Here is a 12,793-nt window from a genome sequence, read left to right as displayed (position 1 = left end):
AAATGCTTCTTATCCGTTGCCCTTATTGCGAGATGGAACGCCCGGAACTGGAATTTGCCTATGCGGGCGAAGCGCATATTGCGCGCCCAGCCGACCCATCGACGCTTTCCGATGATGAATGGCGCGATTTCCTGTTCACGCGTTCCAATCCACGCGGCACCCATTATGAACGCTGGCGGCATATCAACGGCTGCGGTCGCTTCTTCAATGCGGTGCGCGACACGGTGAGCGACAAGTTTGTCACTACCTACAAGGCTGGTGAATCCCGTCCTGCTTTGGCAGAAACTCCGGCTGCGGAGACGAAATAATGACCGATATGCGCATTCATAACAACGGCCGTGTTAACAAGGCCAAGTCCGTGCGGTTCAGCTTCAACGGCAAGACCTATTCCGGTTTTGAAGGTGACACGTTGGCTTCCGCTTTGCTTGCCAATGGCGAACATCTGGCCGGTCGTTCGTTTAAATATCACCGTCCGCGCGGCATTCTCTCTGCTGGTTCCGAAGAACCGAATGCGCTGATGGGCGTCTCAAGGGGACCGGGTCGCTATGAGCCGAACACTCGCGCCACGGTGCTGGAACTCTATGACGGCCTCAAAGCCGAAACCCAGAACCACTGGCCATCATTGAAGCACGATGTCGGCGCGATCAATGATGCGCTCTACATGTTCTTCTCGGCAGGCTTTTACTACAAGACCTTCATGTGGCCGAAAAGTTTCTGGAACAAGGTCTATGAGCCTTTCATCCGTAGCGCTGCCGGTCTTGGCAAATCGCCATCCGAACCGGACCCGGACACCTATGCCAGCCGCTATGCTTTCTGTGATGTGCTGATCGCTGGCGGTGGACCTGCCGGTCTGGCGGCTGCTTTTGAGGCAGCAAAGAGTGGCGCAAAGGTTATTCTCGTTGACGAGCAGGCCGAATTTGGCGGCTCGCTTCTCTCCGAACCAGAGCCGGTCATCAATGGCCGCGCAAGCTGGGATTGGCTGAATGAGACCATCGCTGCACTCAAAGCCAATCCAAATGTCACGCTTTTGCCGCGCACAACGGCCATTGGCTATTACCATCAGAACATGGTCGGCCTGTGTGAACGCCTGACCGATCATCAGGCCAAGCCTGCCACCAATGCACCGCGTGAACGCATGTGGCGTGTGCGCGCAAAACAGGTGGTGCTGGCGCAGGGCGCTATCGAAAAGCCGCTCGTCTTTGCTGGCAATGACCGTCCGGGCGTGATGCTGGCTTCCGCTGCGCGTACCTATCTCAATCGCTATGGCGTTAAGGTCGGTAATCAGGCTGTCGTCGTCACTTCGCATGACAGCGCATGGCTCGCGGCTTTCGATCTAGCGGTCGCAGGCGTAAAAATTCCGGCCATCATCGATGTGCGTTCAAGCGTTGCCGACAGCCTTATCAATCGTGCAAAAATGCTCGGCATTGAAACACTGACCGGCTGGACTGTAACAGATACAGGCGGGCGCCATCGCGTGTCGTCGGTTCGCGCTAATCCGGTTTCTAACGGCTCGGTCGGTGCTGCGCGTACGATTGTCTGTGATGTGCTGCTGATGTCTGGCGGGTGGAATCCGAGCGTGCATCTGTTCTCGCACACAAAAGGCTCGCTCGTCTGGGATGAAGCACGTCAGATCTATCTGCCGGGCGAACGTACAGAGGAAAGCCGCTGTGCGGGTGCGGGCAATGGCAATTTCGACCTACAGGCCGCATTGCGTGAGGGTGCGGAAGCGGGTGCAGCTGCGGCCTCGGATGCCGGGCATAAGGTCAAGGCATCTGAATATGCGGTTGCCGGTGATTTCGTCTGTGATGGTGTGAGTGTTCGCGAATTGCCAACGGATCGTGATCCGGGCAAGGCTAAGGCTTTCATCGATTTCCAGAACGATGTGACCGCCAAGGATATTCGTCTGGCCGTGCGCGAGGGATTCCACTCTATCGAGCACGTTAAACGTTATACCACCAACGGCATGGCGACCGATCAGGGCAAAACCTCGAACATCAACGGTCTGGCTGTAGCAGCCGATGCGTTGAAGCGTCCAACGCCGCAGGTTGGTCTCACCACTTTCCGGCCACCTTATACGCCGACGACCTTTGGCGCATTTTGCGGCTATAATCGCGGCAAACTGTTTGATGTTACGCGCAAGACGCCAATTGATAGCTGGGCCGAACAGCATGGCGCAGCTTTCGAGCCAGTCTCGCTGTGGCGTCGCGCATGGTATTTCCCGAAAACTGGCGAAGACATGCATCAGGCCGTGGCGCGTGAATGCAAGGCAACCCGCCAGTCGCTTGGCATGTTCGATGCCTCCACACTTGGCAAGATCGAAGTGGTCGGCCCGGATGCCGCGGAATTCATGAACCGCATGTACACCAACCCATGGACGAAGCTTGGTGTCGGGCGCTGCCGTTATGGTCTGCTGCTTGGCGAAGATGGTTTCATCCGCGATGACGGTGTTGTTGGACGTCTGACACAGGATCGCTTCCATGTGACGACCACAACCGGCGGTGCCGCGCGTGTTCTCAATATGATGGAAGACTATCTGCAGACCGAGTGGCCGGACCTTAAAGTGCGGCTGACCTCGACCACTGAACAGTGGGCCGTGGTGGCAATCAATGGCCCGAATGCGCGCAAGCTCATTACGCCAATGGTTGAAGGTCTGGATATTTCCGATGAAGCCTTCCCGCATATGTCGGTTGCGGAATGCAAATTCCTGGGCGTTCCAGCGCGTCTCTTCCGCATGAGCTTCACCGGCGAGCTGGGCTATGAAATCAACGTGCCCGCCCGTTACGGTCTGTCGCTCTGGAAGGCGCTTTATGAGGCCGGTCAGCAATATGACATCACGCCTTACGGCACCGAAACCATGCACGTTCTGCGCGCGGAGAAAGGCTATATCATTGTCGGTCAGGATACGGACGGCACGGTAACGCCGGATGATGCAAGCCTTGGCTGGGCCGTGGGCAAGCAGAAGCCGGATTTCGTTGGCAAGCGTTCGCTGGCCCGTCCGGATATGCTCAAATCAGATCGTAAGCATCTTGTGGGTCTGTTGACCAATGACCCGAAGCTGGTGCTGGAAGAAGGCGCGCAGATTGTCGTTGATCCAAAACAGACGCTGCCTATGACCATGCTTGGTCATGTCACTTCGTCCTATTGGAGCGAGGCGCTTGGCCGGTCTATCGCGATGGCCGTGGTCTCTGGCGGCAAGGATCGCATGGGCGAAACGCTTTATATGCCGATGCCTGATGGTAGCGTGCATGAAGCGGTTGTTTCGGGCATGGTCTTCTATGACCCCGAAGGCAAGAAGTTGAACGGATAAGGATTGAACCATGCTTGTTGAGACAAAACCTTATTCGAACCGCAAGGTCGTCATTCCCGGTCGTCTGGAAATCCATGCAGCCGATGACGCTGCCCGCTTTGTCCTGCGCATTGCTCCAGAAAAACTGGCCTTGGCTGAAAAGGCACTGGGCGCAAAACTCCCGGCTAAGATCGGTGGCCTTACGCGCAGTGGCGATATTGCGGTTGCCTGTATCGGACCGGATGAATGGTATATCTGGGCAGATGAAAGCAAGGCGGACGCCATTACACAGGCCTTTGCCAAGCTCTACGAGAGTGAGCCGCACAGCCTGACGGAAGTCAGTCACCGCGAAACCGGCATCGACATTTCCGGCCCCCAAGCCGAATGGCTGTTGAATGCCGCTTCCCCGCTTGAGCTCTCAAAGATGAGCTTTCCGGGTGCTGCTCGCACGATCTTCGATCATGCCCAGATCATTCTGTTGAAGTGGGATGCCGATCATTACCGGATCGAAGTGTGGAACTCATTCGCTGATCACGTCTGGACCTTGCTGGAGCTGGCCAGCAATGAAGTCGAATTGACACTCTGATTGATCTCTTATTTCCTTAAAAACGCCGCCCCACCGGGCGGCGTTTTTGCATTAGAGCGCATCCCGAAAAGTGTGAAACGGCTTCGCGGGGAAATCAGTCCACTGGACTGATTTCTTATCCCGCTTCGATCGGAAAAAGATGCGCGTCAAAATAAGAGATTAGAGCGCCGATCTGATCCAATCAGATCGAAATGCGCTCTAATACCCCAATTTCAGCCTTGCCTTCTATAAATCCATATGTGAAGACTATATTTACATAAGAAATTCATGAGGAGGGAATTTCCCGATGTCGGAAAGCGAACTGCCGCTGAGCGGGCTTGTCGTTGTCGATATGAGCCAGTTTCTGTCGGGGCCTTATTGCTCGTTGCGTCTGATGGATCTGGGCGCGCGCGTCATCAAGATTGAACGGCCTGATGGTGGCGATCTTTCGCGCAGACTTTATCTGAGCGACACGGAAATCGGGGGCGATTCCACGATTTTTCATGCGATCAATCGTGGCAAGGACAGTCTTGCGATCGATCTCAAAAATCCCGACGATCTGGCTGCATTGAAGAAGCTGCTCACACAGGCCGATGTGCTGATCCAGAATTTCCGCCCCGGTGTCATCAAGCGACTTGGTCTTGATTACGAGGCAGCCAAAGAAATCAATCCGCGTCTCGTCTATGCATCGATCAGCGGCTATGGCGAAGAGGGGCCATGGGTCGGTCGTCCCGGACAGGATCTGCTGGCGCAGGCACGCTCGGGCCTCATGTGGCTCAATGGTGATGAAGGGCAGGGACCGGTTCCATTCGGTCTGGCGGTTGCCGATATGCTGGCAGGGGCTGCAGCCGCACAGGGAATTCTCGCAGCGCTGGTTCGCCGCGGCATCACCAATAAAGGCTCTCATGTCGAAACCAGCCTTCTCGAAGCGCTGGTTGATTTCCAGTTTGAAGTGCTGACCACCCACCTTAACGATGGCCGTCGCCTGCCAAAGCGTTCCGATTTCCGCAGTGCCCACGCCTATCTCGCAGCACCTTACGGTGTCTATCCGGCAGCGGACGGTTATCTCGCAATCGCCATGATGCCGATTGCGAAACTGGCACCACTGCTTGAAACAGATACGCTTGCGCCTTTCATTGCCGATCCGAAAGTTGCTTTCGCAAAACGCGATGAGATTAAGCGGCTGATTGCTGCCCGCATTGCTGAGAAAACCGTCGATGAATGGCTCGCCATTCTGGAACCGGCTGATATTTGGTGCGCCCGCGTTCTCAACTGGGAAGAACTGCTCGCAAGCGAAGGTTTCTCAACCCTCGACATGCTCCAGACGGTGACGCGTGAAGATGATGTTTCCATCACCACCACACGTTCCCCACTGCGCATCAACGGACAGCGCCCGAAGGTGGCACGCGCCGCGCCGCGCATTGGCGAAAACAGCAAAGCAATCCGCGAGGAGTTCGGTCTATGAGCACGATCAAGCTTAAAGGCATGACCTGGAGCCACCCGCGCGGCTATGATCCGATGGTCGCAGGCGCCGAACAATGGCTTGCTGACAAGGGCGTCGAAATCGAGTGGGAAAAGAGGTCGCTACAGGATTTCGAGACCTTTCCGGTTGAGGAACTGGCACGCAATTTCGATATGATCGTAATCGACCATCCACATGTGGGCCAGATCACCAAGGAAGGTTGTCTGCTGCCGCTTGATGTGCCGGGCCGCGAAACGGAACTGAAAGAGCTTGCCGCTGGCTCTGTGGGCGAATCCTTCCCAAGCTATAACTGGCAGGGGCGGCAATGGGCGTTTCCGCTGGATGCAGCAACACAGGTTCAGGCATGGCGTCCGGACCTGATGGACAAGCCAGCCACCTCATGGGGCGAGGTGCTGCGTTTGGCGCGCGCCGGGAAAGTCCTGCTGCCACTCCGCTCGCCGCATTCGCTGATGTGCTTTTATACACTCGTTGCCAATGCCGGAACGCCTTGCGCGGTTGAAGGCGAGCTGATCGCTGTTGAGGATGGCGCGAAAGCTTTTGAGCAACTGCGCGAGGTTGCTTCGCTGGTTAAGCCTGAATGTTTCGGCATGGACCCGATTGCGGTGTTTGAGGAAATGGCAGAGCCAGAATCCGAAATCGCCTGTTCACCGCTGATTTACGGCTATGTGAACTATGCCATGCCGGGCTTCCGCGATCGCCTGATCCGTTTTGCCGATATTCCATCGGGTCCAGCAGGCGTTGCAGGATCGGCTCTGGGTGGCACGGGTATTGCGGTTTCAGCCTTCAGCAAGCATCCGGAAGCGGCAATCGACTTCGCCTATTGGATTGCAAGCGGTGAGGTGCAGAAAGGGCTTTACGCGGCGTCCAACGGTCAGCCGGGACATGCGGAAGCATGGGAAGACGATGGTGTAAACAACGCAACATCGGGCTTCTATCGCGACACGCGCGCAACGTTGGAAGGGGCATGGGTGCGTCCGCGTCACGATGGCTATATGCCGTTTCAGGAAGCGGCTTCCGAGCGTATCAATAAGGGCTTGCTGAACAATGAGAAGGCGGAGGTCGTCGTCGCCGATCTCAACTGGCTTTTCCGCGAAAGCTTTTAATTCAACAAATTGGCTGGCGAGAAACTCGCCAGCCTTTAAGTTTAAATTTTCCAGATGCGCTGCGCATTGTCGGCAAGAAGCAGTGCCTTTTCGTCTTCGCTGCATCCTTTAAGCAGCGTATGGGTTGTCGCCACCCATGTGGAAAGCCCGGCATCGACGTTACTCGCTAAGGTGCAGACAGGCCAATCGCTTCCCCATACAATCCGCTCCCAGCCGAATGACTGAATCACATGCTCTACATAGGGGCGCAGCGTGTCGACGGTCCAGCTTTCAGCATCGGCATAGGCCACCACGCCAGAGATTTTGGCGACCACATTGTCGCGTTGCGCAATCTCGGCAATCCCCTTTTGCCAGACTTCCAGCGCACCTGATTTGATGTCCGGAACGCCGCAGTGATCGAGCACGAATTGCACGTCCGGGGCGAGATCTGCCAGCGCCAGAACCTTGTCGATCTGGTGCGGGAGTGTGCAGAGATCAAAGGTCAGGCCAGTGCCTTCCAGCCGCTTGATATTCTCCCGAAACAGAGCGCCCTCAGAGACATTATCGGGTACGACATGCAGCACACGGCGAAAGCCTTTGATGAAAGGATTGCTGCGGCTCTGTTCCAGATATTCGGCAAATCCCGATTCTTCCGGGCGGCATGATGCTATTGCGCCCTTGATATAGCCATTATTTTGACGCGAGATTGCCATAATGTGAGCGGTCTCTGCCACAATTTCAGGGGCAGAAACGTCCACTTCCATGTGTAATGCTGCTTTAATGCCGCAACGTTCAGCCTGCTTCCGATAGGTCTCAAACAGAAAATCGCGGTTCAAAGCTGGTACGTCTCCCAGCCATGGATAGTTGAGCGCGCTTTTGTCTATCAGATGCAGATGGGTATCGATAATCATGAAAACTCTCCTCCGATGTCATACTTTCAAAAAAGAAGAGAGTTTTCAAATAAGAATTATCGCTCTGGATTAATCTGTTGTTCCGATATCGGAACCGACCAGCTTTGAGAGGTCTTTGACGGTCTTTTGCAGCAGGCTGATGGTCTGTGTGATGTCAGGTGCGAACGTTGAATTAACGAGCGTGACATAAGGACAGGTGAGGGCTGCGATACAGGAGCCGTCAGGACCGAGAATCGGTGCAGAGAGGTTGTAGACGCCAGCCACCTGCGCACTTGGCATCATTTCGTAGCCGCGTTCGCGAATCTGATCGAGTCGCTCATAGAAGCTTTCATCGAGATTGCCGCTCTCGCCGTCTTTGACATATTCGGCAATCATCATCTTGCGTTCTTCCGGCGTGCGGAAGGCGAGAAGCACATGGCCGGAACCCGTGTCGAAAAGGCTGATATGCGAACCGACGCGGATCGAAATCCCCCAGTAATCCGGGGCTTCCTGCTGTGCAATCACCACGACAGAACCACGATCAAACACAGCAAGCTGATTGGCCTGCTTCGAGCGATCAGCAAGTTCGCGCATGAAAGGCGTGGCAAAGGAAGCAAGTCTGCGCACCGGCGCATGAAGATGCGCAAGGCCGAACAGCTTGAGTGTCAGCGAATAACGGTCACCTTCCAGCTTGGTCACATACCCGCGCTTCACCAGACGATCTAGCATCCGGTAAAACTCGTTGGGGCTGCGGTCGAGGTGCTTGGCAATCTCGGCCTGGCTTAGTCCACCATCGACACTGGCCAGCAGTTCGAGAATGTCCAGCCCCTTGTCCAGCGCAGGCGCGCGATAACGATCATCTGTTTCCAAACTGGTCCCCTTCGTGAATAGCATACTTCATATACGAACATCGCAAGCGATGAAAGTAGTGAAGCCATCGAAATCGCCTTGACCGATTGTGAATAGTATGTTTGCATATAAATATAGGAAGCACAATCGGGTGCGGACTGGGGAGTTGTCCGTAAAAGCGTCGGCCTGAAGTCAGATTGGAATTTCGGGAAACACGATGATCGGGCTCAAGGAGGTTAGAGCGCCGTATCGGGCGTCCAAAAAAGGGCGCGCGGTGTTCTAGTAGGAGGAGAAGCATGAGGAATTTCACGACATCTGTACTGGCAGGTTCTGTTCTGCTGGCTGCAGGAATGGTTTCCGCGGGGGCTGCGGAACTTCCGGGTAAATTTGAAGGCGTCACCATCAATGCCAAGCTCATTGGCGGTCAGCAGTATGAAGCGCTGTATTCGCGCATTGCTGAATGGGAAAAGGCGACCGGTGCCAAGGTCAACATCCTGTCCAAGAAGAACCACTTCGAGCTGGACAAGGAAATCAAGTCGGACATCGCTTCGGGCTCGATCAACTGGTGCGTTGGCTCCAACCACTCGTCTTTTGCGCCGCAATATCCTGATCTCTATGCCGATCTGAATGGTTTGCTTCCAAAAGAAGAAATCGAAGGCTTCGTGCCATCGGTGATCAAGGCTTCTACGCTTAACGATAAGCTGGTCATGCTGCCACGCGCGCAGTTCGACGTTTCAGCGCTCTACTATCAGAAGAGCCTTTACGAAGACGACGCCAAGAAGACCGCGTTCAAGGAAAAATACGGCTACGATCTGGCACCGCCTAAGACATGGAAAGAAGTTTCCGATCAGGCTGTGTTCTTTGCCGATCCGCCGAATTTCTACGGCACGCAGTTTGCGGGCAAGGAAGAAGCCATCAACGGCCGCTTCTATGAAATGCTGGTCGCTGAAGGCGGCGAATATCTCAAAGACGGCAAGCCAGCTTTCAATTCTGAAGCCGGTGTCCGTGCGCTCGACTGGTTCGTCAATCTTTACAAGGCCAAGGCCGTTCCTGCAGGCACCACCAACTATCTCTGGGATGAGCTGGGCGCTGGCTTTGCATCCGGCACCATTGCACTCAATCTGGATTGGCCGGGCTGGGCAACCTATTTCAACGATCCAAAGTCGTCGAAAGTCGCAGGCAATGTCGGTATCGTTCCTCCGCCGACAGGTTCTTCCGGCAAGCGCACCGGCTGGTCGGGTCATCACGGCTTCTCGGTCACTGAATCCTGCGGCACGAAAGAAGCTGCTGCTTCGCTCGTTTGGTTCCTAACCAACGAGGATTCGCAGAAGCAGGAATCGGCTGCGGGCACGCTGCCAACCCGCACCGCTGTCTGGGATTATGTCATCGAACAGGCTGCTTCCGATCCGTACAAGAAGGAAGTGCTCTCGGTGTTCCAGGAAACGGCAAAGACCGCTTTCCCGGTTCCGCAGACCCCGTCATGGATCGAAATTTCCAACGCTGTCTATCCTGAACTTCAGGCAGCGATCCTTGGTGACAAGACCTCGCAGCAGGCGCTTGATGATGCAGCCAAGAAGGCAACGCAGATCCTTGAGGATGCTGGCGAACTCTAAGCAATTCGTCTGATTTAAACCTGAGACTTCATGGCCCGCTCTGAACAGGGGCGGGCCATTCCAAGCGCATCCCAAAAAGTGTGTAGCGGTTTTTGGACAAGATGCGCGCGCTTTGATGCTGGCTTAATCGCTTCGGAAGAACAATGTTTAAACGAATTTCCCCGCCGGTTTTGCTTTTGCTTCCGGCCTTCATCATCCTAGCAGCGGTGGTCCTGTTTCCCCTCGCGCTTTCGCTTTATTCAAGCTTCACGCCATTCCGGCTGACGCGTCCTGACAGCCTGTTCAACTTCATCGGTCTGCGCAATTATCAGCGCATCATGGGTGATTGGGTGTTCTGGGCTGCATTCATTCGCACGGTGATCTTCCTCACCATCGCGCTCAATCTGGAAATGCTGCTCGGACTTGGTCTGGCGCTGCTCATCAATAAGGCCACCCACGGGCAGCGCGTTTTGCGCACGCTGATGATGTTCCCGATGATGTTTTCGCCGGTTTTGGTTGGCTTCCAGTTTAAATTCATGTTCAACGACAATATCGGTCTTGTGAACAATGCGCTGCAATCGCTGGGTATCATCGACACCGCTATTCCATGGCTGATCGATGGCAATCTGGCGCTGTTTGCCATTCTGATGGCAGAAGTCTGGATGTCGACCTCGGTATTTGCGATCCTCATTCTGGGCGGTCTTCTGTCCATGCCGCAGGATCCGGTTGAGGCCGCGCGCGTTGATGGTTGCACGCCATGGCAGACATTCCGCTATGTCATCTGGCCTTATCTGATGCCATTTGCTTTCATCGCGATGACCATTCGTTCGCTCGATGTGGCGCGTGCCTATGACATCGTGAAGATCATGACCGATGGTGGTCCGGCACGGCGAACCGAGCTGATCTGGACGCTGGTCGGGCGCACCGCCTATTCGGATGCGCAGATGGGCTTGGCCAATGCCATGGCCTATGTCGCAATCCTGCTCTCGATCCTCTTCACCGTAATGTTCTTCCGCAAGCTTGCAGCCGCACGCGCGCAAATCGGAGCGGAGTGGTAATCATGGCTTCCAAAACCCTCTCTAATGACCAGCATCGCTTGCTGCGCCGCGTCAAAAAAGTCGCGTACCTCATCGGTCTGTTTCTCGCGATGACGATCATCTGCCTGCCCGGTCTGTGGATCGTGCTGTCCTCGCTGCGTCCGCCGGTCGAAATCATGGCAAAGCCGCCGGTCTGGATTCCGCAGGAAATCACGCTTGATGCTTATTATGCGATGTTCTCTGGTGCAGGCGGCGGCGGCATTCCGGTCTGGGATTATTTCCGCAACTCGCTGATTATCTCGGTCACATCCACCATCATCGCGCTGATTGTCGGTGTTTCAGGTGGCTATGCCTTTGCGCGCTTCCGCTTCTGGGGCAAGTCAACGACATTCCTCGGTCTTATGCTAACGCGCTCGGTGCCGGGCATTGCCTTGTCGCTGCCGCTCTTCATGCTCTATTCGCGCATTGGCATTATCGACACGCATTTCGGTCTGATTGTCACTTATGTGGCGCTCAATGTGCCATTTACGATCTGGCTGATCGACGGCTTCTTCCGTCAGGTGCCGAAGGATCTGGCTGAAGCAGCCCAGATTGACGGCTGCACACGCTGGCAGGCTTTCTGGCAGGTGGAGTTTCCGCTTGCTGGTCCCGGCATTGCCACCGCAGGCATCTTCGCCTTCCTCACTTCATGGAACGAATATGCGTTGGCTTCCCAGCTGACCCGCTCGGTCAATTCCAAGACCCTTCCTGTCGGTCTTCTCGATTACACCGCTGAATTCACCATCGACTGGCGTGGCATGTGCGCGCTGGCGGTCGTGATGATTATTCCGGCGCTGACCCTCACATTCATCGTTCAGAAGCATCTTGTTGCTGGTCTGACGTTCGGCGCGGTTAAAGGTTGATATTACAATGGCTCAGCTTTCCATTAAAAATCTCGTCAAGCGCTACGGCACAATCGAAGTGGTGCATGGCATCAATCTCGAAATCGCCGACAAGGAATTTGTAGCGCTTGTAGGCCCATCCGGCTGCGGCAAGTCCACAACGCTGCGCATGATCGCAGGTCTTGAAAGCATCTCCGATGGTGCGCTGGAAATCGGCGGCAAGGTGGTCAACGATCTGCCGCCGCGTGATCGCAATATCTCCATGGTGTTCCAGTCCTATGCACTTTATCCGCATATGTCGGTGCGCGAAAACATGGGTTTCTCGCTCAAAATAGCCAAACAGCCACAGGCGGAAATTGACCGTCGCGTCAACGAAGCCTCCGCTATTCTTGGCCTTGAAGCGCTGATGGAACGCCGTCCGGCACAGCTTTCGGGCGGTCAGCGCCAGCGCGTTGCCATGGGCCGTGCCATAGTGCGTAATCCGGAGGTGTTTCTGTTCGACGAACCGCTGTCGAACCTCGATGCGAAACTGCGTACGCAGATGCGTACGGAGATCAAGAAGCTTCATGCCAAGGTGCAGTCCACTGTCGTTTATGTGACGCATGATCAGGTCGAGGCCATGACGCTGGCTGACCGCATCGTCATCATGCGCGATGGCCATATTGAACAGGTCGGAACGCCGGATGAAGTGTTCAAGCGTCCGGCAACGCAGTTTGTTGCGGGCTTTATCGGCTCGCCGCCAATGAATATGGCGGAGGCAACCGTGCAGGGTTCGGAACTGGTCTTCGCCAGCGGCGACCGTCTGCCAGTGCCTGCACAATTTAAGGCCAAGGTTTCGGATGGTGCCAAGGTAACGTTCGGTCTGCGTCCAGATGATCTTTTCCCGACCGGCCACGGCCTGTCGTCGGGTGATGCCGGTACATCGCATGAGCAGGATCTGCGCGTTTCAATCACAGAGCCGCTTGGCAACGAAACACTGGTTTTTGTCGAGTTCGCCGGCAAGGAATGGGTGGCGCGTATGCTCAACCCGCGTCCTCTCAATTCCGGTGAACCGATCTCCATGCATTTTGATCTGTCGCAGGCGCATCTGTTTGATGCGGCAAGCGGCAAGAGCTTGGCGGTATAGAT

At 55.4% G+C, this 12,793-nt stretch carries 11 protein-coding genes; 9 read left to right on the top strand and 2 right to left on the bottom strand.

All coding sequences use genetic code 11. The features are described 5' to 3' along the window. The first annotated feature begins 2 nt into the window (after positions 1-2). The 5 genes from ABWV94_RS04830 (at position 3) to ABWV94_RS04810 (ending at position 6,437) form a co-directional block, all read left to right on the top strand. Positions 3-308, top strand: a complete 306-nt coding sequence (locus tag ABWV94_RS04830) for a sarcosine oxidase subunit delta (RefSeq protein ID WP_105519127.1) — start codon at positions 3-5, stop codon at positions 306-308. After that, entirely contained in the window at positions 308-3,307 is a 3,000-nt protein-coding gene (locus ABWV94_RS04825; RefSeq protein ID WP_353412735.1) for a sarcosine oxidase subunit alpha, read from the top strand. The genes ABWV94_RS04830 and ABWV94_RS04825 overlap by 1 nt, the downstream gene beginning before the upstream one ends. Before the next feature lie 10 nt (positions 3,308-3,317). Beyond that, a complete protein-coding gene (locus tag ABWV94_RS04820; RefSeq protein WP_113496024.1) occupies positions 3,318-3,872 on the top strand; it encodes a sarcosine oxidase subunit gamma in 555 nt (184 codons plus the stop codon). A 286-nt stretch (positions 3,873-4,158) separates the two neighbouring features. Continuing rightward, positions 4,159-5,316: a CaiB/BaiF CoA transferase family protein gene (locus tag ABWV94_RS04815; protein ID WP_113496023.1), complete on the top strand. Its 1,158-nt coding sequence runs from the start codon at positions 4,159-4,161 to the stop codon at positions 5,314-5,316. Further along, the gene (locus ABWV94_RS04810) at positions 5,313-6,437 is read left to right on the top strand and encodes an extracellular solute-binding protein (protein WP_113496022.1); all 1,125 of its coding nucleotides are present in this window, start codon (positions 5,313-5,315) and stop codon (positions 6,435-6,437) included. Before ABWV94_RS04815 ends, ABWV94_RS04810 begins: the two co-directional genes overlap by 4 nt. Before the next feature lie 41 nt (positions 6,438-6,478). Here the strand turns inward: ABWV94_RS04810 and ABWV94_RS04805 are convergent, their stop codons facing one another. Both ABWV94_RS04805 and ABWV94_RS04800 read right to left on the bottom strand, forming a co-directional pair. Next, entirely contained in the window at positions 6,479-7,327 is an 849-nt protein-coding gene (locus tag ABWV94_RS04805) for an amidohydrolase family protein (RefSeq protein ID WP_113496021.1), read from the bottom strand. 69 nt (positions 7,328-7,396) lie between these two features. Beyond that, positions 7,397-8,200, bottom strand: a complete 804-nt coding sequence (locus tag ABWV94_RS04800; protein WP_064320110.1) for an IclR family transcriptional regulator — start codon at positions 8,198-8,200, stop codon at positions 7,397-7,399. Positions 8,201-8,451: 251 nt separating this feature from the next. On the opposite strand from ABWV94_RS04800, the gene ABWV94_RS04795 reads away from it, so the two are divergent. From ABWV94_RS04795 to ABWV94_RS04780, 4 genes are all read left to right on the top strand, one after another. Next, positions 8,452-9,768 (top strand): ABC transporter substrate-binding protein, encoded by a 1,317-nt coding sequence (locus ABWV94_RS04795; protein WP_007873401.1) that lies wholly within the window; start codon positions 8,452-8,454, stop codon positions 9,766-9,768. Between the two features lie 143 nt (positions 9,769-9,911). Further along, positions 9,912-10,805, top strand: a complete 894-nt coding sequence (locus ABWV94_RS04790; RefSeq protein ID WP_353412733.1) for a carbohydrate ABC transporter permease — start codon at positions 9,912-9,914, stop codon at positions 10,803-10,805. A 2-nt stretch (positions 10,806-10,807) separates the two neighbouring features. Beyond that, positions 10,808-11,686, top strand: a complete 879-nt coding sequence (locus ABWV94_RS04785) for a carbohydrate ABC transporter permease (RefSeq protein WP_007873406.1) — start codon at positions 10,808-10,810, stop codon at positions 11,684-11,686. Between the two features lie 7 nt (positions 11,687-11,693). Continuing rightward, complete coding sequence (locus ABWV94_RS04780) at positions 11,694-12,791, top strand: ABC transporter ATP-binding protein (RefSeq protein ID WP_113496020.1); 1,098 nt, start codon at positions 11,694-11,696, stop codon at positions 12,789-12,791. Positions 12,792-12,793: the final 2 nt, after the last annotated feature.

This window comes from Brucella sp. NBRC 12953 (assembly GCF_040369775.1).
Lineage (GTDB): Bacteria > Pseudomonadota > Alphaproteobacteria > Rhizobiales > Rhizobiaceae > Brucella > Brucella pseudogrignonensis.
Note: the sequence above shows the minus strand (reverse complement) of the source record. Positions and strands in the feature narration are given on the sequence as shown.

Coding starts and splice junctions, on each gene's coding strand:
- ABWV94_RS04830 (WP_105519127.1), top strand. CDS start 3: ATGCTTCTTATCCGTTGCCCTTATTGCGAGATGGAACGCCCGGAACTG.
- ABWV94_RS04825 (WP_353412735.1), top strand. CDS start 308: ATGACCGATATGCGCATTCATAACAACGGCCGTGTTAACAAGGCCAAG.
- ABWV94_RS04820 (WP_113496024.1), top strand. CDS start 3,318: ATGCTTGTTGAGACAAAACCTTATTCGAACCGCAAGGTCGTCATTCCC.
- ABWV94_RS04815 (WP_113496023.1), top strand. CDS start 4,159: ATGTCGGAAAGCGAACTGCCGCTGAGCGGGCTTGTCGTTGTCGATATG.
- ABWV94_RS04810 (WP_113496022.1), top strand. CDS start 5,313: ATGAGCACGATCAAGCTTAAAGGCATGACCTGGAGCCACCCGCGCGGC.
- ABWV94_RS04805 (WP_113496021.1), bottom strand. CDS start 7,327: ATGATTATCGATACCCATCTGCATCTGATAGACAAAAGCGCGCTCAAC.
- ABWV94_RS04800 (WP_064320110.1), bottom strand. CDS start 8,200: ATGCTATTCACGAAGGGGACCAGTTTGGAAACAGATGATCGTTATCGC.
- ABWV94_RS04795 (WP_007873401.1), top strand. CDS start 8,452: ATGAGGAATTTCACGACATCTGTACTGGCAGGTTCTGTTCTGCTGGCT.
- ABWV94_RS04790 (WP_353412733.1), top strand. CDS start 9,912: ATGTTTAAACGAATTTCCCCGCCGGTTTTGCTTTTGCTTCCGGCCTTC.
- ABWV94_RS04785 (WP_007873406.1), top strand. CDS start 10,808: ATGGCTTCCAAAACCCTCTCTAATGACCAGCATCGCTTGCTGCGCCGC.
- ABWV94_RS04780 (WP_113496020.1), top strand. CDS start 11,694: ATGGCTCAGCTTTCCATTAAAAATCTCGTCAAGCGCTACGGCACAATC.